Source organism: Streptomyces sp. NPDC001373 (assembly GCF_042895815.1).
GTDB lineage: Bacteria > Actinomycetota > Actinomycetes > Streptomycetales > Streptomycetaceae > Streptomyces.
Genome location: NZ_JBIAWQ010000016.1, coordinates 78,301 through 101,860, shown reverse-complemented (window position 1 = coordinate 101,860; position 23,560 = coordinate 78,301). Strand labels below are relative to the sequence as shown.

Here is a 23,560-nt window from a genome sequence, read left to right as displayed (position 1 = left end):
GTTTCCCTCTGTCTCCGGATGCCGCGCTACGGGCACCGTAGGGCACGCGCCACGCCGGACCCGCGATGGGGTGAAGATCACAGGAACGCGGTCCCGACGTCCGGCGCGGGGCCCACTACCGTGGCCGGGTGCCGAAGAACCAGAACACGTTCTCATCCCTGGCGGCCCTGCGCCGCCGCGTCGCCAGTCGCGCGGTCCACGCGGGCTGGCGCTGGATGCAGCGGGCCGGCGCGGTCACCGCGCAGAACCCGGGCCGGCTGCGCTTCGGCGCCATCGGGGACGGCACCCGGCTGGCCTTCCCCCAGGGCACCGTCTTCGGCGAGCCCTGGATCCGCATGGGCGGGCACTGCATCATCGCCGAGCAGGTCACCCTGACCGCCGGGATGATGCCCGACCTCGACCTCGGCCCCGACCCGGTGCTGGTCCTGGGCAACGGCGTGGTCCTCGGCCGCGGCAGCCACGTGATCGCCGACGCCCGCATCAGCATCGGCGACGACACCTTCTGCGGCCCCGGCGTCTACATCACCTCCACCAACCACAGCTACGACGACCCGCACCAGCCCGTCGGCAGGCAGTGGCCCCGCAGCGCCCCGGTGGAGATCGGGCCGGGCTGCTGGCTGGGCACCGGGGCGGTCATCCTCCCCGGGGCGAAGCTGGGCCGCAACGTCGTGGTGGCCGCGGGGGCCGTCGTCCGGGGCGAGGTGCCGGACCACGCCGTGGTGGCGGGCGCCCCGGCCAAGGTCGTGCGCCGCTGGGAGCCGGAGACGGGCTGGCAGCCGCCGCTGCGGACCCCGGCGCCGGTGCCGATCCCCGACGGGGTGACCTCCGAGCAACTGCGCGGGCTGGCCCGCCTGGCGGAGGCCGAACAGTAGTCCCCGCGGCCGTCGCTCAGCCGGCCGCGAGCAGCACCGTGCCCGCCAGGGCCAGCCCGGCGCCCGCCGCCTGCACGCTGCGCAGCCGCTCCTTGAGCACGGCGAGGGCGGCCAGGGCGGTGATCACGGGGTAGAGCGAGGAGAGTACGGCGGCGACCGTCACCGGGCCGTTCTGGGCGGCGATCGAGTAGGTGCCGTTGGCCGCGACGTCCGCGAGGCCGACGAAGGCCAGCGCGGGCAGCAGGCTCCGCAGGACGCGCGGGCCGGTGCCCTGCGGCAGCGCGGGGGCGCCGCGCCGTGTCTGCGCCCACAGGGCGGCTCCGCCGACGGCGACGTTGGTGACCCGCTGGACGAGGAGGGCGAGGAACAGGCCGGTGACCGTGGTCGAGGCCTGCGAGATCAGGGCCATCACCGCGCCGAAGCCGAAGGCCGCGGCCAGGGTCAGGAGTACCGCCTGTCGCTGCACGGGCGCCCCGCGCAGCTCGGGGCCGCCCGCGAGGACGATGCCGACGACGGCCACCGCGATGCCCGCGAACTGGCCGGGCCCGGGCCGCTCGCCCAGCGCCAGCCCGATGCCGACCGGCACGACCACCCCGACCGAGCCCAGCGGGGAGACCACGCCCATCGGGCCCAGGGCCAGCGCCTTGTAGAAGCTGAGCATCGCCGCCGGTCCCACCAGGCCCGCCGCCACCGCGAACCACAGCTGCGGTCCGGCCTCGTGCCAGGCGCCCGTGGCGAGGACGACGGACCCCAGGACGAGCACGGCCGCGATCTGCGAGACCACGACCACCGTGAGCGCCGGCAGGCGGCGCGTCAGCAGCCCGCCGCCGAAGTCGGCGAGGCCCCACAACAGGGCTGTGGCCAGGGCGAAGAGGGCGGTCATGACGGGACCTCGCAGTACAGTGCGGTGAACGGTGGAGTGCAGCATCGAACACGCCGCAGGTTAGTTCAGTCTGTTGAACTGTGTCATCCAAAATATTGGACGGAATGGTGTCGGATCTCGAACAGCTCACCCAGGCGCTCGCCCGGAACCTCAAGCGGTGGCGCGGGGAGCGCGGGTTCACCCTGGACGCGCTGGCGGCCCGCGCGGGGGTCAGCCGCGGCATGATCATCCAGATCGAGCAGGCCCGTACGAACCCGAGCGTGGGCACCACGGTCAAACTGGCCGACGCACTCGGGGTCAGCATCACCACGCTCCTCGACCACGAGCGCGGCCCGCAGGTGCACGTGGTGCCCCCGGGGCAGGGGGTGCGGATGTGGTCCAGCGGCATGGGCAGCGAGGCGCGCATGCTGCTTGGGGACGACCGGCGCGGCCCGGTGGAGATGTGGATTTACCGGCTGGAGGCCGGCGACGGGACGGCCTCCGACCCGCACCCGGCCGGGACCTTCGAGATGCTGCACGTCACGGCCGGGGAGCTGACCCTGGAGATCGCCGACGACCGGCACGTGGTGCCGGCGGGAGGGGCCGTCTCCTTCGAGGCGAACGTCCCGCACGCCTACCGCAACGAGGGGGCGGTGCCGATGGAGATGACCATGGCCGTGTCGATCCCGCCCGTGCAGGGGGCCGAGGGCCACCGCTGACGCCTGCCGGGAGGGGCGTGCGGGCCGGGGCGGACTGACAGGGCCGGGATCCCGATGGCGGGCTACAGGGCCGGGATCTCGATGGCGGGGCACCGGTCCATGACCATCTCCAGCCCTGCCCCGCGGGTCCGGGCGAAGGCGGCCTCGTCGATCACGCCCAGCTGGAACCAGACGGCCTTGGCGCCGACGGCGACCGCCTCGTCCGCGACCCGGCCGACCAGCGAGCTGTTCACGAAGACGTCCACCACGTCCACCTCGAACGGGATCGCCTCCAGCGAGGCGTAGCCCTGCTCGCCGTGCACGGTCTCCGCCTTCGGGTGGACGGGCACCACGCGCTTGCCGAACCGCTGGAGCACCCGGGCCACCCCGTAGGCCGCCCGGTCCTCGTTGTTCGACAGCCCGACCACGGCCCAGGTGTCGCCGAGTTCGGTGAGGATCCTGCGGATGGTCTCCTGGTCGCCGTACACGTGCGCCGCCTCCTGCTGCCTGCCGTGGTGAGTGGTTCCGCCGGAACAACGGAAAGGACACCTGTCCGATTCCCCGTAGGGTGGAGCGGTGAAGGCAGACCAGTACGTGACGGTGGCCCGCGAGGGATCGCACGAGTCCGAGATCAACCGCTCGCGCTTCCTGTGCTCGCTCGCGCCCGCCGCGACCGAGCAGGAGGCGCAGGACTTCATCGCGCGGATCCGCCGGGAGCACCCCACCGCCACGCACAACTGCTTCGCCTACGTGATCGGCGCCGATGCCTCCGTCCAGAAGGCCAGTGACGACGGCGAGCCCGGCGGCACCGCCGGCGTGCCCATGCTCCAGATGCTGACCAGGCGCGACATCCGCTACGCGGTCGCCGTCGTCACCCGCTACTACGGCGGCGTGAAGCTCGGCGCGGGCGGACTGATCCGCGCCTACGGAGGAGTCGTCGGCGAGGCCCTCGACGCGCTCGGCACCGTCACCCGCCACCGCTACCGGCTGGCCACCGTCACCGTCGACCACCAGCGGGCCGGCAAGACGCAGAACGACCTGCGCTCCACCGGCCGCGCGGTACTGGACGTGCGCTACGGGGAGGCCGTCTCGATCGAGATCGGCCTTCCCGAGGCCGACGTCGACTCCTTCCGGGCCTGGCTCGCCGACGCCACCGCCGGGACCGCGGGCTTCGAGCTCGGCGGCGAGGCCTACGGCGACGGGTAGCGCCGCCCGCGCCGCCGGTAAAGGACCGGGCCCGGCGGGCAGGGCCGGACCGGGGCTGGGGGACCGCCCCGGCAGCCGGGGCGGTCCCCCAGCCGGTGTCCGGGACGGGGCCCGGGCCGGGCGGTGGACCGGTTAGCCTGGACGGCCGGAGCGGGTCACGGAGGAGAGCAAGCGTGCGGGTCGGAGCGGTCGAGTGAAGTTCCTGCACACCTCCGACTGGCACCTGGGCCGGTCCTTCCACCGCGTGAACATGCTCGGAGCCCAGGCCGCCTTCGTCGACCACCTCGTCGAGGCCGTGCGCGAGCACGGGGTCGACGCCGTCCTCGTCGCCGGCGACGTCTACGACCGGGCCGTGCCCCCGCTGCCCGCCGTCGAGCTCTACGACCGGGCGCTGCACCGGCTCGCCGACCTCGGCGTGCCCACCGTGATGATCTCCGGAAACCACGACTCCGCCCGCCGGCTCGGCGTCGGCGCCGGGCTGATCGGCCGGGCCGGGATCCACCTCAGGACCGACCCGGCCGGCTGCGCCGACCCCGTGGTGCTGGCCGACGCGCACGGCGACGTGGCCCTGTACGGGCTGCCCTACCTGGAACCGGCCCTGGTCAAGGACGAGTTCGCGACGGAGAGGGTCAGCCACGAGGCCGTCCTCGGTGCGGCCATGGACCGCGTCCGCGCCGACCTGGCCGGCCGGCCCCGGGGCACCCGCTCGGTCGTGCTCGCGCACGCCTTCGTCACCGGCGGGCAGGCCAGCGACAGCGAACGCGACATCGCCGTCGGCGGGGTCGAGGCCGTCCCCGCCTCGGTCTTCGAGGGCGTGGACTACGCGGCCCTCGGCCACCTCCACGGCTGCCAGACGATCAACGAACGGGTCCGCTACTCCGGTTCCCCGCTCGCCTACTCCTTCTCCGAGGCCGACCACCGCAAGAGCATGTGGCTCGTCGAGCTCGGCCCGGCCGGGGAGGTCGCCGCCGAGCGGCTCGACACCCCCGTCCCGCGGCCCCTCGCCCGGCTGCGCGGCCGCCTGGAGGACCTCCTGGGCGACCCCGCGCTCACCGGCCGCGAGGACAGCTGGGTCGAGGCCGTCCTCACCGACCCCGTCCGCCCCCAGGACCCGATGGCCCGGCTCACCGCCCGCTTCCCGCACGCCCTCAGCCTGGCCTTCGAGCCCGAGGGCCGCGAGGACGACGGAGCGGCCTCCTACGCCCAGCGCCTGCGCGGCCGCAGCGACCAGGAGATCGCCGAGGACTTCGTCGCCCACGTACGCGGCGGCGGCTGCGCCGACGAGGCGGAACGGGCCGTGCTGCGCGGCGCGTTCGACGAGGTGCGCGCCCAGGCCGCGGCGTCCGAGGACGACCGCCGGGAGGCCGCGCGATGAGGCTGCACCGGCTCCAGGTCACCGCCTTCGGACCCTTCGCCGAACCCCAGACGATCGACTTCGACGCCCTGTCCGGCGCCGGGATCTTCCTGCTGCACGGCCCCACCGGCGCCGGCAAGACCTCCGTCCTCGACGCGGTCTGCTACGCCCTCTACGGCTCCGTGCCCGGCTCGCGCCAGGCCCCTGGCACCACCCTGCGCAGCGACCACGCCGCCCCCGGAACCCCCACCGAGGTCACCCTCGAACTCACCGTCGGCGGCCGCCGCCTGGAGATCACCCGGCGCCCCGAACAGGACCGGCCCAAGAAGCGCGGCACCGGCACCACCAAGGACAAGGCCCAGTCCTGGCTCCGCGAGCACACGCCCGACGGCTGGACCGCGCTCAGCCGCTCCCACCAGGAGATCGGCGAAGAGGTCGAACAGCTCCTCGGCATGAGCCGCGAGCAGTTCTGCCAGGTGGTCCTCCTCCCGCAGGGCGAGTTCGCCCAGTTCCTGCGGGCCGGCGCCGAAGCCCGCGGCCGGCTCCTCGGCCGGCTCTTCGACACCCGCCGCTTCGCCGCCGTCGAGACGCTGCTCGCCGAACGCCGCCGGGCCGCCGAGGCCAGGGTGCGCGCCGGCGACGAGAAGGTGCTCGCCGCCGCCCAGCGCCTCGCCCAGGCCGCCGGCGACAGCGCCGACCTGCGGGCCTGGCCGCTCCCCGCCCACCAGCCCGGCGACCCCGGCCTCGCCGGCGCCGTCCGGTCCTGGGCGGCCGTGGCCCGCTGCTCCGCCCGCGAGCGGCTCACCGTCGCCGAGTACGCCCTGGCCGCCGCCGAAGGACGGCACGCCGCGGCCCGGCGCGCCGCCGAGGAGGCCCGGGAACTCGACCGGCTCCAGCGTCGCCACGCCGAGACAGCCCGCCGGGCCGACCTGCTGGCGCAGGCCGCGCCGGAGCGCGAGCGCGTGCGGGAGCTGCTGGACCGGGCCCGCCGGGGCGCCCTCGTGGCCCCCGCCCTGGAACTGCGCGGGGCCGCGGCCGCCGCCCACCTCACCGCCGCGCACGCGGAGACCCTCGCCCGCGCGGAGCTGCCCCCGGCCCTCGCCGAAGCGGGCACCGAGCAGCTCGGCGCCGTGGAGCAGCGCCTGCGCGAGGACCTCGGCGCGGCCGGCGCCGCCCAGCGGGCCGAACAGCGCAGCGCCGAGATCGGCCGCGAGCGCGCCACGCTGGAGCGGGAGTCCCGGGACGCCGACGAGCAGCACCAGGAGTCCGCCGAGTGGCTGGCCCGCTGGGAGGTCACCCGCGCCGCCCTCCAGGAGCGGGTCGACGCCGCCCAGCAGGCCCTGACCCTGGCCGAGCAGCTCGCCGGCCGGCTGGAGCCCGCCCGGATGCAGCTCACCGCCGCCCGGCGCCGTGACACCCTCGCCGCCGACGCGGACACCGTCGCCGGCGAGCTGGACTCCGTGCGCGAGGAGTCGTACGCCGCCAAGGAGCGCTGGCTGGAGCTGAAGGAGGCCCGGCTGCGCGGTATCGCCGCCGAGCTGGCCTCCGCCCTGGTTCCGGGCGAGCCCTGCACGGTGTGCGGATCGGCGGAGCACCCCGCCCCGGCCCGTCCAGCCCCCGGCCACGTGGACCGGGCCGCCGAGGACGCCGCCCACGCCCGCTTCGAGCGCGCCGAGGAGCGCCGGGCCGCCGTCGAACGCCGGCTCGCCGCCGTCCGGGAGGCCGAGGCCGAGGCGGCGGCCGCCGCCGGCGACTCCACCACGGCGGAACTCCTGGCCCTCACCGGTGACCTGAGTGCCCGTCACGCCGCCGCCCAGGCCGAGGCCGCCGGGCTCCACACCGCCCGCGAACGCCTCGCCCGCGCCGAGCGGGAGCACCAGGCGCGCAGCTCCGACCGGCTCGAAGCCGAGCGCCGGGCCGCCGCCCGCGCCTCCCGGCGCGAGGCCCTCGACCGGGAGCAGGCCGCCCTCGAGGCCGAACTGGTCCTGGTCCGGGGCGACTCGCCCAGCGTCGCGGCCCGCGCCCGGATCCTGGAGGACCGCATCCGGATGGTCACCACGGCCGCCGCCGCGCTGCGCCGCGCCGAGACCACCGCCGCACGGCTGAAGGAGGCCGACGGCCAGCTCGCCGACGCCGCCTTCAAGGCCGGGTTCGACACCACCGCCGAGGCCGCCGGCGCCGTGCTCCCCGAGTACGAGCGCACCGCCCTCCAGCACCGCCTGGACGCCTGGCAGGCCGAGGAGGCGATGCTCTCCGACCGCCGCGCCGAGGCCGACACCGCCGCGGCCGCCGCCCTGCCCCCGGCCGACCCCTCGGCCGCCGAGGCCGCCGCAGAGCGGGCCGCCGCCCGGCTGCGCACCGCCGGGTCGGCCGTGGACGCCGCCCGGGTCCGCTGCGCCGAGCTGGACCGGCTCTCCCGGCAGGCGGAGCAGGAACTGCGCGCCCTGGGACCGCTGCGCGAGGCCTACGAGCGCGTGGCCCGCCTCGCCGGGCTCACCGCGGGGACCTCCGCCGACAACGAGCGCAGGATGCGGCTGGAGTCGTACGTCCTGGCGGCCCGCCTGGAGCAGGTGGCCGCCGCCGCGACCGTACGCCTGCTGCGCATGTCCGGAGGCCGCTACACCCTCGTCCACTCGGACGCCCGGGCGGGCGGACGCGGACGCTCCGGCCTGGGGCTGCACGTGGTGGACGCCTGGACCGGCAGTGAGCGGGACACCGCCACCCTCTCGGGCGGCGAGACCTTCTTCGCCTCCCTCGCCCTGGCCCTGGGGCTGGCCGACGTGGTCACCGACGAGGCGGGCGGCATGCGGCTGGACACCCTTTTCATCGACGAGGGCTTCGGCAGCCTCGACGACCAGGCCCTGGACGAGGTGCTCGACGTACTGGACTCGCTGCGCGAACGCGACCGCAGCGTCGGCATCGTCAGCCACGTCGGCGACCTGCGCACCCGGGTCCAGGCCCAGCTGGAGATCGTCAAACAGCGCGGCGGCTCGGTGGTGCGCCACCGCACGGCGGGGGTCACGGACTGAGCGGCCGCCGCGACAGCGGGGACGAGTACACGACGCTGGTGGTCACCGGGCCGAGGCCGGCGATCCGGCCGGTGACCTCCTCCAGGTGCGCCATCGAGCGGGCGGCGACCTTGAGGACGAAGCAGTCGTCGCCCGTCACGTGGTGGGCCTCCAGGATCTCCGGGGTGGCGTCCAGGAAGTCGTGGAACGGCTTGTAGTTGCCGTGCGGATAGCGCAGCCGCACCAGCGCCAGGATGGCCTTGCCGAGCTTCTCGTGGTCCACGACGGCCGTGTAGCCGGTGATGATCCCGGCCTCCTCCATCCTGCGGACCCGCTCCGTGACGGCGCTCGCGGACATGGAGACGGCGCGCGCGAGTTCGGTGAAGCTGGCCCGGCCGTCCTGCTGGAGGGCCGCCAGGATGCGCCAGTCGGTGGCATCGGGGGAATAGCCGGTCATGGCGCAGGTCTAGCAGGGGAATCCCCGGCCGAACAAGCCGAAGGCCGGGGAATCCCACTTCCCGGAATGATCAACGGTTCATAGATTCTGAGCCATGACGACGACGAACCACCCGACCGCACCCGCCCCCGCCAACCCCGTGCTGCGGGTCCCCCCGGCCAGCCCGGCCGCGGCCGCCGCCTACTTCTCGGCCGGCCTCGCCTTCCACGCGGACGTGTCCGACGTCGCCGCCGCCTTCACGGCGCACCGCGAGCAGGGAGCCGAACTCGGTTTCCAGCTGGTCGACTCCCGCTCCACCCCGGGCTGGGACCAGGCCCACGTGCCCGGCGCGGTCCACCTGCCCACCGCGCTGATCCCCGAACAGGCCGAGAAGCTCCTCGACAAGAACCTCCCCGTGGTCACCTACTGCTGGGGCCCGGGCTGCAACGGGGGCGCCCGCTCCGCCCTCGCCCTGGCCGAACTGGGCTTCCAGGTCAAGGAGATGCTCGGCGGCATCGAGTACTGGATCCGCGAGGGCTTCGAGGTCGAGACCTGGGAGGGCCCGCAGCGGCGTGCCGGGGCCGACCCGCTGACCGCCCCCACCGACTCGGACGACTGCGGCTGCTGAGCCGCCCGTACGCACGGCGGCCGCCCGCCCCCTCGGCGGGGAGCGGGCGGCCGGCGGCGTGTTCCGGGAGGGTCAGAGCCGCGAGAGCTCGTCCACCAGGTCGTCCAGGCCCAGCGAGCCCTGCGAGAGCGCCGCCATGTGCCAGGCCTTCAGGTCGAAGGACTCCCCGCGCGCGGCCCGGGCGTTGTCCCGGCCCAGCAGCCAGGCGCGCTCGCCCAGCTTGTAGCCGATCGCCTGCCCCGGCATCGACAGGTAGCGGGTCACCTCGCTCTCGATGAAGTCCGCCGGACGGCCGCTGTGCCGCCCGAAGAACTCCTGCGCCAGCTCCACCGTCCAGCGCTCGCCCGGGTGGAACGGTGAGTCCTGCGGGATCTCCAGCCCCAGGTGCATGCCGATGTCCACGATGACCCGCGCGGCGCGCATCATCTGGCAGTCCAGGTAGCCCAGGCGCTGCTCGGCGTCCTTGAGGTAGCCCAGCTCGTCCATCAGGCGCTCCGCGTACAGGGCCCAGCCCTCGGCGTTCGCGCTGACGAGGCCGACGCTCGCCTGGTAGCGCGACAGCTGGTCGGCGACGTGCGTCCACTGCGCCAGCTGGAGGTGGTGGCCCGGAACGCCCTCGTGGTACCAGGTGGAGACCAGGTCGTACACCGGGAAGCGGGTCTGGCCCATGGTGGGCAGCCAGGTGCGGCCCGGGCGGGAGAAGTCCTCCGAGGGATTGGTGTAGTACGGGGCCGCCGCGCCGCCCGGGGGGGCGATCTTGGACTCGACCCGCTTGACCCGCTCGGCCAGGTCGAAGTGGGTGCCGTCGAGGTTCTCGATCGCCTCGTCCATCAGGCCCTGCAGCCAGGCCTGGACCTCGTCCACGCCCTCGATGTGGGTGCCGTGCTCGTCCAGGTGGCGCAGCACGTTCCACGGATTGGCCTCGTCCGGAAGGATCTTGGCCGACTCGGCCTTCATCTCGCCGAGCAGGCGGTGGTACTCGGACCAGCCGTAGGCGTAGGCCTCGTCCAGGTCCAGGTCCGTCCCGTTGAAGTAGCGCGACCAGCGGGCGTAGCGCTCGCGGCCCACCGGGTCCGGGGCGTCCGCGACGGCCGGGGCGTACACGTCCCGCATCCAGTCCCGCAGTTCGACCACGGCCGCGGTCGCGGCGGCGGCCGCCGCGTCCAGCTCGGCGCGCAGGGAGTCGGGTCCGGCGGAGGCGAACTCCCCGAAGAAGTCCCGTTCGCCGTCGCCGTCCTGGCCGGCCCAGGTGGTGAGCTGGCCGACGAAGGTGGCGGTGGGGCGGGGGCCGCCGAGCAGCCCGCGCTCCAGGCCGAGGGCGAGGCTCTCGCGGTAGCCGGCGAAGGCGGCCGGCACGGCGCGCAGCCGCTGGGCGATCGCGGCCCAGTCCTCCTCGGTGTCGGCCGGGGTGAGGGTGAAGACCTCGCGGACCTCGTGCGCCGGGGAGTGGATGTTGCTGACGGTGCGCAGGTCCTCGTCGGCCTCGTGGACCGCGAGTTCGGCGGTCAGGCGTTCGCGCAGCAGACGGCCGCAGCGGCGCTCGCCGTCGGTGTCGGCGCCGGGCAGCCGCTCGGCCTCGTCGAGCCGCGCGAGGGTGTCGCGCGACAGCCGGGCGCGGGCGGCGCGGCCGGCGGGGGAGAAGTCGGGGAGCGAGCCGGAGCTGGTGGCGACACCGAGGTAGGTGCCCATGATCGGGTCGATGGCGATGAGCCCGTCGACGTAGGCGTCGGCGACCTGCCGGGGCAGAAGGGCTGCGCTGTCACTGTGGAGGGTGTCTGACATGCGGACATCTTCGTACGGCCGACACCCCTACGTCATCACCATACGGGCTTGTTCTCCTGACGGAGCCCGGATTCCGGACGCCTGAGGGCCTTGGCCGGGTCCAGCCGGGCCGTGATCACCAGGGTGCCTTCCTCGATCTGGTAGTCGAGGGGCAGGCCGAGCCCGCGCATGGCCGCGACCATGCCGGTGTTGGACGCCTGCGTCACGGCGTACACGCTGTCGGAACCGGCCTCGACGGCCATCGCAAGGAGTCGGCGCAGCAGTTCCGAACCGATGCCCCGGCGCTGCCAGTCGTCCTCGATGAGCAGCGCCACCTCGGTCTCGTCCCCGTCCCACAGCAGGTGGCCGAGGGCGACGAGCCGGCCGGAGGCGGTGGTGGCGGCCAGGGTGCGGCCGAAGCGCGGGCTGAGCAGGTGGCCGAGGTAGCGGTCGGCGTCGGCGACCGGGCCGTGGTAGCGCAGGGCGAGGGTGCGCTCGCTGCACCGGTCGTGCATGGCGCGGGCGGCCGCCAGGTCGGAGCCGTCGGCGCGGCGCACGGTGATCTCGTTGCCCTCGGGGAGGGTCAGCACGTCCTGGCTCCGGGGGACGCGGGGGCCGAGGCGGGCGTCGAGCTCCACGAGGGCGCGGGCGCGGGCGAACTCGGTGGGGGTGAAGGGGAGGTACGGGCGTTCCACGGTGATCGCACCGCCCGAGGGGTCGCGCAGCCGCATCACCGTGGCCTCCAGGACGCCCTCCACGGGGGCGTCGCCGCCCGTGTTGGGACGGCCCGAGAGGGTGGTGGCGGGGATCGACTGGATGGTGCAGCGGCCCAGCAGCTGGCGCAGCGCGAGGGGGAGTTCGGCCGCGTCCAGGGCGGTGCGGGTGGCCAGGCCCAGAACCCGGGTGGGGGTGTCCACCAGGTCGTGGGCGTCGGCGCGCTCGATCCAGGTGCTGCGGCCGCCGGCCCGGGCGACGGCCCGGGTGAGGTCGGCGGTGGCCAGGTGCTGGGGCGCGCGCAGCAGGAACTCGTCGACGGTGCCGCCCTCGGGGAGGGGGTGGGTCTGGAGGGTCAGGATGTCCACTCCGTTGCGGGCGAGCGCGGTGCACAGCGAGGCGAGGCTGCCGGGCTCGTCGCGCACGGTGGTCCGCATCCGCCACAGGGCGCCGGCGGAGGGCGCGGCGGGCGCGGACGCTTCCCGCCGGTCCGCCGGGGACGGACCGGCGGGATCCCCGGCGGCCGGTGGCGCATGGCTGTGCCGGCGGGCCCACCAGGTGTGGAAGCCCGCCGTCACCAGCAGCGCGACGGCCGAGGCGACCAGCAGGAGCGGGCCGCGGGGACCGTGCGCGACGAGATTGGCGATGCCGTCGGCGACCGCGACGGCGCAGAAGAGGGCGGCGAGTTCGACGAGGTCCCGGCGCCAGTGGTGGCGGTGGGGGTGCGGGGCGGCCGTGGCGCGCTTACGGTCAGTCATGCAGACCACTGTGACGCCCGGGTGTTGCGTGACCACGAACGATCTGTGACCGACTGGTTAAGTGTCGCTCTGGCCCGTTTCTCCCGGTTTTCCAATGGGTTTCAGCCGGTGGCGCCGCGGTCGGGACCGGCCGGGCCAGTGCCTCACGGCTGGCCGACGCGGCCCGGCTGGAGCACCTGGGTGAAGAGTACGTCCCCTCCCTGGCGGCGCAACCGCACGGTGAGTTCCCCGCTGTCGCCGTCGATCTGGACCTCGCCGTAGTACGGGGGGTTCTCCGCGGGGGACATGTTGGCGACCGGCGCCGACTGGACGTACGCGGTCCGCGGCCCGAAGGTCGCGTCCAGCCTGCCGGCCGGGAAGCCGCCCGCGCCGACGGGGCCGGAGACGAACTCCCAGAACGGCGCGAAGTCGGAGAAGGCCGCGCGCTCGGGGGCGTAGTGGTTGGCGGCGGTGTAGTGGACGTCGGCGGTGAGCCAGAGGGTGCCCGTGATGTGCTGGTGCTTGATGTGGCGCAGGAGGTCGGCGATCTGGAGCTCGCGCCCGAGCGGGGCCCCCGGATCGCCCTGGGCGACCGCCTCGAAGTCCACGGCCCCGTCGGGGACCACGATGCCCAGCGGCATGTCGGCGGCGATCACCTTCCAGGTCGCCCGGGAGCGGGAGAGCTCCCGCTTGAGCCAGGCCAGCTGCTCGGTGCCGAGGATGCCGACCGGGTCGTCGGTCTGGCGGCCGGGGGAGTTGGCGTCGCGGTAGGTGCGCATGTCGAGCACGAACACGTCCAGCAGCGGACCGTGCCGCAGCACCCGGTACATCCGGCCCTCGGCGCGCCCGCCCCGCAGGTCGGTCACGGGGAAGTACTCGCCGAAGGCCTGGCGGGCGTGGGCCGCGAGCGTGTCGACGTCCCTGACGGTGTAGCGCGGGTCGTCGAGGAACTGGCCCGGATACCAGTTGTTGCGCACCTCGTGGTCGTCCCACTGGGCCAGGACCGGTACCTGGGCGTAGAACGCGCGCAGGTTGTGATCGAGCAGGTTGTAGCGGAAGTTCCCGCGGAACTCGTCGAGGGTCTCGGCGACCTTGGCCTTCTCCTCGGTGGTGACGTTGTGCCAGACGCGGCCGTCGGGCAGCGGCACGGCCGCCTTGAGGGGCCCGTCGGCGTAGATCGTGTCGCCGCTGAAGAGGAAGAAGTCGGGGTCGCGCAGCCGCATCTCGTCGAAGACGCGGTAGCCGCCCAGCTCGGGGTTGATGCCCCAGCCCTGTCCCGCGAGGTCCCCGGACCACAGGAAGCGTATGTCCTGGCGGCGCGAGACGGGCGTGGTGCGGAAGCCGCCGCGGACCGGCTCGCTGCAACGGCGGGGGTCGTCGGGGTCGGTGAGGACGACCCGGTAGTGGATCTGCCGGCCTGGCGGCAGGTCGCGCAGGGTGGTGGTGCCCGTGAAGTCGGTGGCCGGGCCGAGGAAGGGGCCGCCGTGGCGGCGGACGCCGTAACGGAACGACTCGCTCGGGGAGGTTTCGACGTACATCCGCGCCGGCCGGTCGGAGCGCACCCAGACGGTGGCCGAGTGGGCGGTGATCTCACCGCACTGGACGCCCCAGAGGGCGGCCGGGCGGCCGGAGCGGGTGAAGGCGGGGACCCGGGGGGAGGCGGCCAGCGCGGGTGCGGCGAGCGCCGTGGACAGGACCAGGCCCACCGGGACGGCGAGCGACCCGCCGAGCAGGGACCGTCGGGTGTGGGGCATCGAGGCCATGGGTGCGGCTCCAGGGGCGGCTGGGGGGATGGCCGGTCCAGTGTGGCGTCGCACACCAGACCGGCCGGGTCGCCCACGCGAACCGCGGATGAACACCCGCCTGCGGATCACGTCAGCGGGCTCCCGCGGTCACGCCCCTCCGTGCCCGGCGGCGCGCGCCGTCTCGCGGACGACCCGGGCCACGAGCGCCGGATCGTCGTTCATCGGCACGTGCCCGCAGCCCCGCAGCCGCACCAGCCGGGCCCCGGGGACCGTCCGCTTGGCGCGCACGCCCTGGCGGGGCGGCAGCAGCCGGTCGCGGGAGCCCCAGGCGATCGTCACGGGCAGTCCGGGCAGGTCGTGGTCGAACCGTACGGATCCGCCGGCGGCCAGCGTCCCCCGGAAGCCCGTGGCCCCGCGCAGGGCGAGGGTCTCGGCGACCACGGCCTCCGGGGCGCGCCGGCCGGGGCGGGCGTAGATGGCGCCGGTGAGCGCGGCGCGGCCCGCGGTGGTGCGCGCGAGCCGCTCCAGGGCCTGGCGGGGCAGGGCCCGGGCGCCGGCGCGCAGCGCGAGCAGGGCGGTGAAGACGTAGACCCGCTCGGCCTCCGACCAGAACCCGGCGGGGGAGAGGGCGGTGACGGAGCGGGCGGTGCCGAGGCGCCCCATCTCCAGGGCGAGCAGCCCGCCGAGGGAGTTCCCCGCGAGGTGGGGGCGCTCGACGCCGAGCGCGGCACAGAGCGCCCCGAGGGCCGTGGCGACGGTCGCGAGGTCGTACGGGACCCCCGGCGGCAGGGGCTCGGAGGCGCCGAAGCCGGGCAGGTCGACGGCGATCACGTCGTACTCGGCCGCCAGGACGTCGGAGACCGGGTGCCAGGCCTGGAGGTGGTGGCCTATGCCGTGCAGCAGGAGGAGGGGCTCGCCCGCGCCCTTGCGCTCGTAGGCGACGGTGGCGGTGCGGGGGCCGAGCGGCGAATCGATCGGGAAGGAGACGGTGGCGGTCATGCTGCTCCTCATCGGGTGGACGCGAGTGGGACGGGCCGTCGGAGGGACCGCCCTCATCATTACCGTCCGGTAGCCGGCTGGGCGGAGCCTTCGGGAAACGTGCGTCGAGCACGAACATCCTGTGAACGTCTTGCTACATATGCCCGATCTGCCCGGCCGGGTGGCCAGGATTGGTCTTGACCAAGGGGGGGTGCCGTCCTATGGTCGCAGGGATAGTGCAGGAACCTTTAATAAACAAAGGCGCGGAACTGCGGCGCGGAACTGCCGCTGGAACTGCCGCCCGACACGGTGACGGCGGCGATTGCAGGAGGAGTCAGGGTGGGGACCACGCAGCTCGAATCGGTACCGGAGCCGAAGTACTGGCACCTCAAGACCGTGCTCAGCGAGGCGCTGGACCGGGACTTCGCGGTCGGTGAGGTCCTGCCGAACGAGCGTGAGCTCGCCGCCCGCTTCGGAGTCGCCCGCGCCACCCTGCGGCAGGCCCTGGAGCAGCTCGAACTCGAAGGCCGCCTGCAGCGCCGCCGCGGCGTCGGCACGACCGTCGCCCCGCCGCGCGTGGGCGTCGCCGTCGGCAGCGCCGGGCACAGCTGGCCCGGCGAGAGCGCCGACGGCTGGGAGGCCGTGGACGCCGTCGACGCCGTTCCCGCGGGCGCGGTCCTCGCGCTGCTGGGCACCGCCGCCGACCAGCCCGTCCACACCGTCCGCCGGACCCGCGTCACCCAGGGCCAGGCCGTCGCGGCCGAGCTGCTCTACGTACCCGCCGCCTCCGTGCCCGGGCTCTCCGCCATCGACGCCCCCGCCGGGCCCGCGCGGGCGCGCGCCGTCCTGCGGGAACTCCAGCGGCTGGAGCTGGACGGGCAGGACCGTTCGGTCGAGCTGGGCTCCGCCCGCGCCGACGACGCCAAGGAACTGGACCGCCTGCCGGGCGCCCCGGTGCTCCTGGTCACCACCCGCTACTTCACCGCCGAGGGCACGGCCGCGGTCTCGGTGGCCACCTACCGCGCCGACACCTGCCGCCTCACCTTCGGCGACACGGGCGTGGAGATCACGGAGACCCGCGCCGCCTCCTGACCGGCGGAGACGCTCACCGCCCCACCCGCGTCCGAAGCGGAAACGGAGCCGGGGCGGGTGGACCGCTCCGCGCAGCGCGGGCGCGGCCGCCCCGCCGGACGGGGCCACCGCCGAACCGGAGGGGGTCACCGGGCGGTGACGGTCTTCTCCACCGCGAACAGCTCCTCTTCCACGTGGTCCAGGGCGAGCCGCAACGCCCCCGTGGCCACGGCGGCCTCCCCCAGCAGGGACAGCGCCACCCTCGGCGGCCGCAGACAGTACCGCTCCAGCTCCCGCCGCAGCGGATCGAGCACCCCGTCCAGGCCGGCCGCCCACCCGCCGACCACGACCAGCTCCGGATCCATCGCCAGCACCAGCGCCGCCACGTCGTGCACCAGCCGCTGGAGGAACCGCTCCACGGCGGCCACCGCCCGCTCGTCGCCCCGCCTGGCCATCGCGAAGACCTCGGCGACCGCCGGCTCGTCCAGCGGATGCAGCGGTTCGCCCGTCGTCGACAGCAGCCGCTCCGGGGTGGCCTCCCGGCCCAGCAGGTGCAGCGCGCCGATCTCGCCCGCCGCGCCGCCGAAGCCGCGGTGCAGCCGACCGCCGATCAGGGAGCCCGCACCCGGGCTGAGACCGGCCATCACGAACACCATGTCGTCGGTGTCCCGCGCCGCCCCCTTCCAGTGCTCGGCGACGGCAGCCGCGTTGGCGTCGTTCTCCACCCGTACCGGGCAGCGGAACGAGCGCCGCAGCCGCTCCCCGAGGGGCAGGCCGGTCCAGCCGGGCAGGGCCGTCCCGAGGCGGACCGTTCCGTCGGCCTCCACGATGCCGGGACTGCCGACCCCGACCGCCCGCAGCGAGTCGCGCGGGATACCGGCCCGTCGCAGCAGATCGGCCACCGCCGCCCTGACGCGCTCCAGCCGCTCGTCGGCCGACGCGGTCTCGGCCACGTCCTTCGTCCCGGCCCCGATCACCCGGCCGTCCAGCCCGGACAGCAGCACCGCGATCCGGTGCGAGCCGATCTCGACACCCAGCAGGTGGCCGGCCTCGGCCCGGAAGCGGAACCGCCTCGCCGGCCTGCCCTGCCGCCGTGCCCCCTCCTCCGCGTCGGCCTCGACCACCAGGCCCGCGCCCATCAGGCCCTCCACCACCCCTTCGACCGTCGGCCGGGAGAGCCCGGTCACCCGGGTGAGGTCGGTGAGCGTCGGCGACTCGGCCGCGCGCAACGCGCGCAGCACCACGGCCGAATTGATCCGCCTGAGCAGAGAGGGATCCCCGCCGGTCAGCTGCCCCAACGTGTGTCCTCCCAGCTAGCGGCCCTGTCAGCCGGATCGTACTGCGCCACCGGCGTGGCGGCGAGAAGCAGTCCCCTCAGCCCGGCGAGACGAACCCGGACTCGTACGCGGTGATGACCGCCTGGGTCCGGTCACGCGCCCCCAGCTTGCCCAGGATCGCGCTGACGTGCGACTTGACCGTCTCCGTTCCGACGATCAGCTCGCGGGCGATCTCCACGTTGGTCAGCCCGCGCGCCATGAGCCGCAGCACCGCCTCCTCCCGCTCGGTCAGCGCGGCATGCGCCAGGACGGCGCGCGCCCGCCGGTTCCCGTACTCGGCGGCGAGGGACCTCACGGCGGAGGGGAACAACAGCGTCTCCCCCTCCGCCACCAGCCGTACCGCGTGCACGATCTCCGCTGGCCGGGCCCGCTTCAGCAGGAACCCGTCCGCCCCCGCGCGCAGCGCCTGGTAGACGTACTCGTCGTTCTCGAAGGTCGTGACCACGATGATCTTCGGCGGCGAGTCCACCGACCGCAGGACGGCCCGGGTCGCCTCGATCCCGTCGAGCAGGGGCATCCGCACGTCCATCGCCACCACATCCGGGCGGAGTTGGCGGACCAGGGGGATGACGGAGGCTCCGTCGGCGGCCTCGCCCACCACCTCGATGTCGGGCTGGGAGTCCAGGACCGCGCGCAGACCCGCGCGCACCAGGGGTTCGTCGTCGACGAGCAGTACGGTAACCGGCATCCGGTCAGCGTATTCGCTCCAGCGGAAGCCGCGCGCGCACCCGCCAACCGCCGTCGTGGGGACCGGTTTCGGCCTCGCCGCCGAGCAGCGAGGCCCGCTCCCGCATCCCGCGCAGGCCGCTTCCCGCGCCCGTGCTGACGGAGGGGCGCTCCGGCAGCGGGTTCGTCACCTCCAGCTCCAGCCGGCCGTCGGCCATCGCGATCCGGACACGGACCGGAACGGGACCGCAGTGCCGCAGCACGTTCGTGAGCGCCTCCTGCAGGATCCGGTACCCCTCACGGGTGACGGGGCCGGGCAACTTCTCCAACGGTCCCGTCAGTTCGGCGTCCACCGCGGCCCCGGAGACGCGGGCCGACTCCAGCAGCCGGTCCGCCTCCGCCAGGGTCGGCCGCTGCGACGCCGGCTGCGGCGACTCCCGCAGTACCAGCAGCACCCGCTCCAGGTCCTCCAGCGCGGCCCGGCCCGTCTCCTCGATCGCACTGAGCGCGCGGGCGGTGAACTCGGGGTCGCCGGCGGCCCGCGCGGCCCCGGCCTGGACCACCGCCACGGTCAGGGCGTGCCCGATGGAGTCGTGCAGCTCCCGCGCGATCCGGGTCCGCTCCAACAGCTGCTCCGTGCGCGCCTCCAGCGCGGTGAGCCGCTCGGCCGCCGACGGGCCCAGCAGCCGGCCGGCCACCAGGGTGATCAGCTCGCCGAGCAGCACCACGATCACCATGAGCAGGACCAGTGGCAGGGGCGCCAGCAGTACCGCGGCCCACGCGGGGAGCGGGGACGGCAGCAGCCAGTGCAGGTCCTCGTTCGGTCCGCGTCCGAGGGCGAACCCGATGAGGTCGACGGTGGTGACCGGCAGCCAGACCGTGACGAAGACGGCGGCCGAGGCGAAGAGCATCCTGGTCTCCAGCCACAGCAGCGTCCGCCAGCGGTCGCCCCAGCGCGCGGACGGCTCCGTGCCTATCGTGCCGTCGGGGCTGTCGCGCTCGTACGGGGCGAGCAGGAACTGCGCCTGGAGCCCCTCTGCCGTCCGGACCCAGGGCACGAAGCCGAACGGCACGACGATCAGCAGCGGCATCCACGGCATCCCGGGCGCTATGAACAGCCATATGGCCAGCAGCAGCACGGGTACGCACAGGTGCAACCAGCGCGAGTAGGTCACCGGTCGGAGCAGAGCGCGCAGGAGTCGTCGGTACATGCCCTCATGGTCGCAGCGCCCGATCAGCGGGCGTCTCCCCCGTACGGGGGAGACGGGACCCCCGCACGGGGGAGGGAGGGGGAGCGGCCGGCGAGGAGTCTTGAAGCCATGAACAGCATCGAGTTCCGAGAACTGACCAAGGCATACGGTCCTTCCCCGGCGGTGGACCACCTCACCTTCGACGTCGTACCCGGACGGGTCACCGGCTTCCTCGGACCCAACGGCGCCGGGAAGTCCACCACGATGCGCCTGCTGCTCGGCCTGGACCGCCCGACCTCGGGCACGGCCACCATCGGCGGAGAGCGTTACCACGACCTCCGGGACCCGCTCCGCCGGGTCGGGGCGCTCCTCGACGCCCAGGCGGCGCACGGAGGACGGACCGCGCGGGACCACCTGCGCATGCTGGCGGCGGCCGCCCGCATCCCGGCGAGCCGGGTGGGGGCGGTGATGGAGCAGGCCGGCATCGCCTCGGTGGCCGGCCGGCGGATCAAGTCCTTCTCCCTCGGCATGCGCCAGCGCCTGGGCATCGCCTCGGCGCTGCTGGGCGACCCGGAGGTCCTGCTCCTCGACGAGCCCACCAACGGCCTCGACCCCGAGGGGATCGTCTGGATCCGCCAGCTGCTGCGCGAGATGGCCGATGACGGCCGCACGGTCCTGGTCTCCAGCCACCTGATGTCGGAGACCGCCGCCTTCGCCGACCACCTCGTCGTCCTCGGGCGCGGCCGGCTGCTGGCCGACACGTCGATGGAGGAGTTCATCGACGCCCGCAGCACCCCGCGGGTGCGGTTGCGTACCTCCGAGCCGGCCCGGCTCCGGGAGGCGCTGGCCCGGGAGGGGTTCGAACTGGCCGGGGCCGAAGGCGGGCGCTGGACGGTCGAGGGCATACAGGCCGAGCGCCTCGGCCGGCTCGCGGCCGCGGAGGGCATACCCGTGCTGGAACTCGCCGACGAGCGGGCCTCGCTGGAGCAGGCCTACCTCGATCTGACCGCCGAACACGCCCAGTTCGCCGCCACCCACTGACCCCTCGTACCGAAGGAGGCACCGCCATGAGCACCGCTCTGCCCACCCGCCCCGTCCTGCACTCGGAATGGATCAAGATACGGTCCCTTCGCGGCAGCCTGGCGGCGCTGATCATGATCCTGGCCATATCCGTCGGCATCCAGACGCTGGCCGCCGCCGCGACGGCCGATGCCGACGGAGGTGCCTTGGGGGACGACCCCCTCTTCGCCTCCTACTACGGCATCGTCTGGGGCCAGGTCGCCGCCATGGCCTTCGGCACGACCGCCCTGTCGGCCGAGTTCCACAACGGCGCCCTGCGCACCTCGCTGGCGGCCGTGCCGAGCCGCACCCGCTTCTACCTCTCGAAGATGGCGGTGATCGGCGGACTCGCCCTCGCCGTGGGCCAGGTCACCGGCCTCCTCACCTTCGTCGCCGGCCAGGCCTTCACGGGCTCGCACGCCATCCGCCTCGGTGATCCCGGCACCTGTCGCGCGATCGTCGGCAGCGGCCTCTACCTCACTCTGATCGCCCTGTTCGCGGCCGGACTGACCGCCCTGCTCCGCAGCGGAGCGCTCGTGCTGAGCCTGCTCATACCCTTCGTGCTGATGGTGTCCTTCATCGTCGGCGCGGCCACCGGCGGAGTGGCCGAGTTCCTGCCGGACCGGGCCGGACAGCTGGTGATGCACAGCGCCACGGACGGGCGGCTCGGGCCGTGGAGCGGACTGGGAGTCCTGGCCGTGTGGGCCGGGGCGGCCCTGGCCGGAGGCTGGGTGGCGGTGCGGCGCAGGGCGGCCTGACACACGGCCAGTTGTCAGTGGCCGCCGCGATACTGACGCCATGACCACGGCAGAGCACCTCGACACGATCGACAGGCTCCGGGCCACGGCCTTCCCGACCGTGCCGGAGGGGGGCCCGGGGCAAGGCGGTGGCCCGGGGCATTTCCTGGTCACGCTCAGCCGGACCCGGGAGTTCTGGGACGACGACGGGTCCGGCCGTGAGGAGGCCGCCGACCAGATCGACGCCGAGTACGGGGCGCTGGTCCAGCTCCTGACCGACCGGTGGGGTGAGCCGCAGGTCTTCGCCGTGGGCTCCCTGCTGGACCGGCAGTTGGCCGGGGAGGAGATACCGGAGCCCTGGGACGAGGTCTGCAACACCACCGACCACGTGCACCTGTGGCGGGTCGGGGAGCGGTGGCTGGCTGTGTACGTCGCCCAGTGGGACAAGGAGTTCCCCTACCTGCTGACGGCGGGGATCACCGTGACCGACCCGCCCTAGCGGCCCTTCGCGGCCTCGCGGAGGCGGGCGAACTCCTCGGCCATGGAGGCGGCGGTCCAGTGGGCGTTGAGACCGCTCGGGTTGGGCAGGGCCCAGATCCGGGTGGTGCCGATGGTGCGCTCCTGGGGGCCGATGACGGCCTTCGGCTCGCCGAGCGCGGTGCGGTAGGCGGTGATCCCTACCACGGCCAGCCACTGGGGTCGCAGCCGTTCCACCTTCGCCGTCAGGATCCGCCCGCCCTCCCGGAACTCCTCGGCGCTCAGCTCGTCGGCGCGGGCGGTGGCCCGGGCGACGACGTTGGTGATGCCGAGGCGGTAGGAGAGCAGCTCCTGCTGTTCGGCGGGGGCCAGCAGGCGGGGGGTGAAGCCGGACAGGTGCAGGACCGGCCAGAAGCGGTTGCCGGGGCGGGCGAAGTGGTGGCCCGTCGCGGCTGAGAGGAGGCCGGGGTTGATACCGCAGAACAGCACACGCAGACCGCCCGCGACCACGTCCGGGAGGACGCGGTCGCGGGCGGCTTCGAGCTCTTCGGGGGTCAGAGGATCGACCCGGGGGCGTAGCCGGCGGCTTCCGGGTGCTTCTTGGCGATGGCCTCGATACGGGAGACCACGCTCGCTACCTGGTCGCCCGCGGCGCCCGTGAAGGACAGCTTGTCGGCCATCAGGGCGTCCAGCTGCGCGCGGTCCAGCGGCATCCGGTCGTCGGACGCGAGCTTGTCGAGGAGCTCGTTGCGCTCGGCGCCCTGCTCGCGCATGGCGAGGGCGGAGGCGACGGCGTGCTCCTTGATGACCTCGTGCGCGGCCTCGCGGCCCACGCCGGCGCGCACCGCGCCCATCAGCACCTTGGTGGTCGCGAGGAACGGCAGGTAGCGGTCCAGCTCGCGGGCCACGACGGCCGGGAAGGCGCCGAACTCGTCGAGGACCGTCAGGAAGGTCTCCAGCAGGCCGTCGAAGGCGAAGAAGGCGTCCGGCAGGGCCACCCGGCGGACCACGGAGCAGGAGACGTCACCCTCGTTCCACTGGTCGCCGGCCAGCTCCCCGGTCATCGAGGCGTAGCCGCGCAGGATGACCATCAGGCCGTTCACGCGCTCGCAGGAGCGGGTGTTCATCTTGTGCGGCATCGCGGAGGAGCCGACCTGGCCGGGCTTGAAGCCCTCGGTGACCAGCTCGTGGCCGGCCATGAGGCGGATCGTCTTCGCGATCGACGACGGGGCGGCGGCCAGCTGCACCAGCGCGGTGACCACGTCGTAGTCGAGGGAGCGGGGGTAGACCTGGCCGACCGAGGTGAAGGCCTGGGAGAAGCCGAGGTGGGCGGCGATGCGCTGCTCCAGGTCGGCCAGCTTGGCGGCGTCGCCGCCCAGCAGGTCGAGCATGTCCTGGGCGGTGCCGACCGGGCCCTTGATCCCGCGCAGCGGGTAGCGCTCCAGCAGGTTCTCCAGGCGGTCGTAGGCGACCAGCAGTTCGTCGGCGGCGGTCGCGAAGCGCTTGCCCAGGGTGGTCGCCTGCGCGGCGACGTTGTGGGAGCGGCCGGCCATGACCAGCTCGGCGTGCTCGCCCGCGAGCTTGCCGAGGCGGGCCATCACGGCGACCGTGCGGTCGCGGGCGAGCTCCAGCGAGAGCCGGATCTGCAGCTGCTCGACGTTCTCGGTGAGGTCGCGGGAGGTCATGCCCTTGTGGACGTGCTCGTGGCCGGCGAGGGCGTTGAACTCCTCGATCCGGGCCTTCACGTCGTGCCGGGTGACCTTCTCGCGCTCGGCGATGGAGGCGAGGTCGACGGTCTCCAGGACGCGCTCGTAGTCGGCGAGAGCGGCGTCGGGGACCTCGATGCCGAGGTCCTTCTGGGCGCGCAGGACGGCGAGCCACAGCCGCCGCTCCAGCGTCACCTTGTACTCGGGGGACCACAGGACGGCGAGCTCCGCGGAGGCGTAGCGGCCGGCCAGGACATTGGGGATGCGGGGCTTGGCTGTCACGTGTAGGGATTCTACTGGGGCCGGAGCTGTGCGTTT

22 protein-coding genes are annotated in these 23,560 nt (G+C 74.3%); 10 read left to right on the top strand and 12 right to left on the bottom strand.

What is annotated here, in order from left to right; all coding sequences use genetic code 11:
* The first annotated feature begins 128 nt into the window (after positions 1 to 128).
* Complete coding sequence (locus tag ACFY15_RS28655; protein WP_390689655.1) at positions 129 to 872, top strand: acyltransferase; 744 nt, start codon at positions 129 to 131, stop codon at positions 870 to 872.
* 16 nt (positions 873 to 888) lie between these two features.
* On the opposite strand, the gene ACFY15_RS28650 is transcribed toward ACFY15_RS28655, so the two are convergent.
* A complete protein-coding gene (locus ACFY15_RS28650; protein WP_390689656.1) occupies positions 889 to 1,755 on the bottom strand; it encodes an EamA family transporter in 867 nt (288 codons plus the stop codon).
* Positions 1,756 to 1,862: 107 nt separating this feature from the next.
* Between ACFY15_RS28650 and ACFY15_RS28645 the strand changes: the two genes are divergently transcribed.
* Positions 1,863 to 2,453, top strand: a complete 591-nt coding sequence (locus tag ACFY15_RS28645; protein WP_390689739.1) for a helix-turn-helix domain-containing protein — start codon at positions 1,863 to 1,865, stop codon at positions 2,451 to 2,453.
* A gap of 62 nt (positions 2,454 to 2,515) precedes the next feature.
* Here ACFY15_RS28645 and ACFY15_RS28640 read toward each other — a convergent pair whose 3' ends face one another.
* The gene (locus ACFY15_RS28640) at positions 2,516 to 2,920 is read right to left on the bottom strand and encodes a CoA-binding protein (RefSeq protein ID WP_390689657.1); all 405 of its coding nucleotides are present in this window, start codon (positions 2,918 to 2,920) and stop codon (positions 2,516 to 2,518) included.
* 88 nt (positions 2,921 to 3,008) lie between these two features.
* Here ACFY15_RS28640 and ACFY15_RS28635 point away from each other — a divergent pair, with 88 nt between their 5' ends.
* From ACFY15_RS28635 to ACFY15_RS28625, 3 genes are all read left to right on the top strand, one after another.
* On the top strand, positions 3,009 to 3,638 hold the full coding sequence (locus ACFY15_RS28635; RefSeq protein WP_390689658.1) for a YigZ family protein: 630 nt from the start codon (positions 3,009 to 3,011) through the stop codon (positions 3,636 to 3,638).
* Between the two features lie 193 nt (positions 3,639 to 3,831).
* On the top strand, positions 3,832 to 5,013 hold the full coding sequence (locus ACFY15_RS28630; RefSeq protein ID WP_390689659.1) for an exonuclease SbcCD subunit D: 1,182 nt from the start codon (positions 3,832 to 3,834) through the stop codon (positions 5,011 to 5,013).
* On the top strand, positions 5,010 to 8,021 hold the full coding sequence (locus tag ACFY15_RS28625; protein WP_390689660.1) for an AAA family ATPase: 3,012 nt from the start codon (positions 5,010 to 5,012) through the stop codon (positions 8,019 to 8,021). Before ACFY15_RS28630 ends, ACFY15_RS28625 begins: the two co-directional genes overlap by 4 nt.
* Here ACFY15_RS28625 and ACFY15_RS28620 read toward each other — a convergent pair.
* Positions 8,011 to 8,457 carry an Lrp/AsnC family transcriptional regulator gene (locus ACFY15_RS28620; protein WP_390689661.1) on the bottom strand — a complete coding sequence of 149 codons (447 nt, stop codon included), beginning with the start codon at positions 8,455 to 8,457 and terminating at the stop codon, positions 8,011 to 8,013. The genes ACFY15_RS28625 and ACFY15_RS28620 overlap by 11 nt on opposite strands.
* A gap of 94 nt (positions 8,458 to 8,551) precedes the next feature.
* On the opposite strand from ACFY15_RS28620, the gene ACFY15_RS28615 reads away from it, so the two are divergent.
* Positions 8,552 to 9,064, top strand: a complete 513-nt coding sequence (locus tag ACFY15_RS28615; protein WP_390689662.1) for a rhodanese-like domain-containing protein — start codon at positions 8,552 to 8,554, stop codon at positions 9,062 to 9,064.
* Positions 9,065 to 9,136: 72 nt separating this feature from the next.
* Here the strand turns inward: ACFY15_RS28615 and ACFY15_RS28610 are convergent, their stop codons facing one another.
* The 4 genes from ACFY15_RS28610 to ACFY15_RS28595 form a co-directional block, all read right to left on the bottom strand.
* Entirely contained in the window at positions 9,137 to 10,846 is a 1,710-nt protein-coding gene (locus tag ACFY15_RS28610; protein ID WP_390689663.1) for a DUF885 domain-containing protein, read from the bottom strand.
* A 35-nt stretch (positions 10,847 to 10,881) separates the two neighbouring features.
* Complete coding sequence (locus tag ACFY15_RS28605) at positions 10,882 to 12,297, bottom strand: GNAT family N-acetyltransferase (RefSeq protein ID WP_390689664.1); 1,416 nt, start codon at positions 12,295 to 12,297, stop codon at positions 10,882 to 10,884.
* A gap of 143 nt (positions 12,298 to 12,440) precedes the next feature.
* Positions 12,441 to 14,039 (bottom strand): alkaline phosphatase D family protein, encoded by a 1,599-nt coding sequence (locus ACFY15_RS28600; RefSeq protein ID WP_390689665.1) that lies wholly within the window; start codon positions 14,037 to 14,039, stop codon positions 12,441 to 12,443.
* Between the two features lie 129 nt (positions 14,040 to 14,168).
* A complete protein-coding gene (locus ACFY15_RS28595) occupies positions 14,169 to 15,020 on the bottom strand; it encodes an alpha/beta fold hydrolase (protein WP_390826313.1) in 852 nt (283 codons plus the stop codon).
* Positions 15,021 to 15,338: 318 nt separating this feature from the next.
* Between ACFY15_RS28595 and ACFY15_RS28590 the strand changes: the two genes are divergently transcribed.
* The gene (locus ACFY15_RS28590) at positions 15,339 to 16,091 is read left to right on the top strand and encodes a GntR family transcriptional regulator (RefSeq protein WP_390689667.1); all 753 of its coding nucleotides are present in this window, start codon (positions 15,339 to 15,341) and stop codon (positions 16,089 to 16,091) included.
* Positions 16,092 to 16,216: 125 nt separating this feature from the next.
* Here ACFY15_RS28590 and ACFY15_RS28585 read toward each other — a convergent pair whose 3' ends face one another.
* The 3 genes from ACFY15_RS28585 to ACFY15_RS28575 form a co-directional block, all read right to left on the bottom strand.
* Positions 16,217 to 17,368, bottom strand: coding sequence for an ROK family transcriptional regulator (locus ACFY15_RS28585; RefSeq protein ID WP_390689668.1), 1,152 nt, complete (start codon positions 17,366 to 17,368; stop codon positions 16,217 to 16,219).
* Between the two features lie 76 nt (positions 17,369 to 17,444).
* Positions 17,445 to 18,095 (bottom strand): response regulator, encoded by a 651-nt coding sequence (locus ACFY15_RS28580; RefSeq protein WP_390689669.1) that lies wholly within the window; start codon positions 18,093 to 18,095, stop codon positions 17,445 to 17,447.
* A 4-nt stretch (positions 18,096 to 18,099) separates the two neighbouring features.
* Positions 18,100 to 19,284, bottom strand: a complete 1,185-nt coding sequence (locus ACFY15_RS28575; RefSeq protein WP_390689670.1) for a sensor histidine kinase — start codon at positions 19,282 to 19,284, stop codon at positions 18,100 to 18,102.
* Positions 19,285 to 19,392: 108 nt separating this feature from the next.
* Between ACFY15_RS28575 and ACFY15_RS28570 the strand changes: the two genes are divergently transcribed.
* From ACFY15_RS28570 to ACFY15_RS28560, 3 genes are read left to right on the top strand one after another with little or no spacing between them, the layout of a single operon-like run.
* The gene (locus ACFY15_RS28570) at positions 19,393 to 20,304 is read left to right on the top strand and encodes an ABC transporter ATP-binding protein (RefSeq protein WP_390689671.1); all 912 of its coding nucleotides are present in this window, start codon (positions 19,393 to 19,395) and stop codon (positions 20,302 to 20,304) included.
* Positions 20,305 to 20,330: 26 nt separating this feature from the next.
* Entirely contained in the window at positions 20,331 to 21,080 is a 750-nt protein-coding gene (locus ACFY15_RS28565; RefSeq protein WP_390689672.1) for an ABC transporter permease, read from the top strand.
* Positions 21,081 to 21,120: 40 nt separating this feature from the next.
* Entirely contained in the window at positions 21,121 to 21,558 is a 438-nt protein-coding gene (locus tag ACFY15_RS28560) for a hypothetical protein (protein ID WP_390689674.1), read from the top strand.
* Here the strand turns inward: ACFY15_RS28560 and mug are convergent.
* Positions 21,555 to 22,094 (bottom strand): G/U mismatch-specific DNA glycosylase, encoded by a 540-nt coding sequence (gene mug / locus ACFY15_RS28555; protein ID WP_390689740.1) that lies wholly within the window; start codon positions 22,092 to 22,094, stop codon positions 21,555 to 21,557. The two genes, ACFY15_RS28560 and mug, sit on opposite strands and share 4 nt — an antisense overlap.
* Complete coding sequence (gene purB, locus ACFY15_RS28550) at positions 22,091 to 23,524, bottom strand: adenylosuccinate lyase (RefSeq protein WP_390689675.1); 1,434 nt, start codon at positions 23,522 to 23,524, stop codon at positions 22,091 to 22,093. The genes mug and purB overlap by 4 nt, the downstream gene beginning before the upstream one ends.
* Positions 23,525 to 23,560 lie beyond the last annotated feature (36 nt).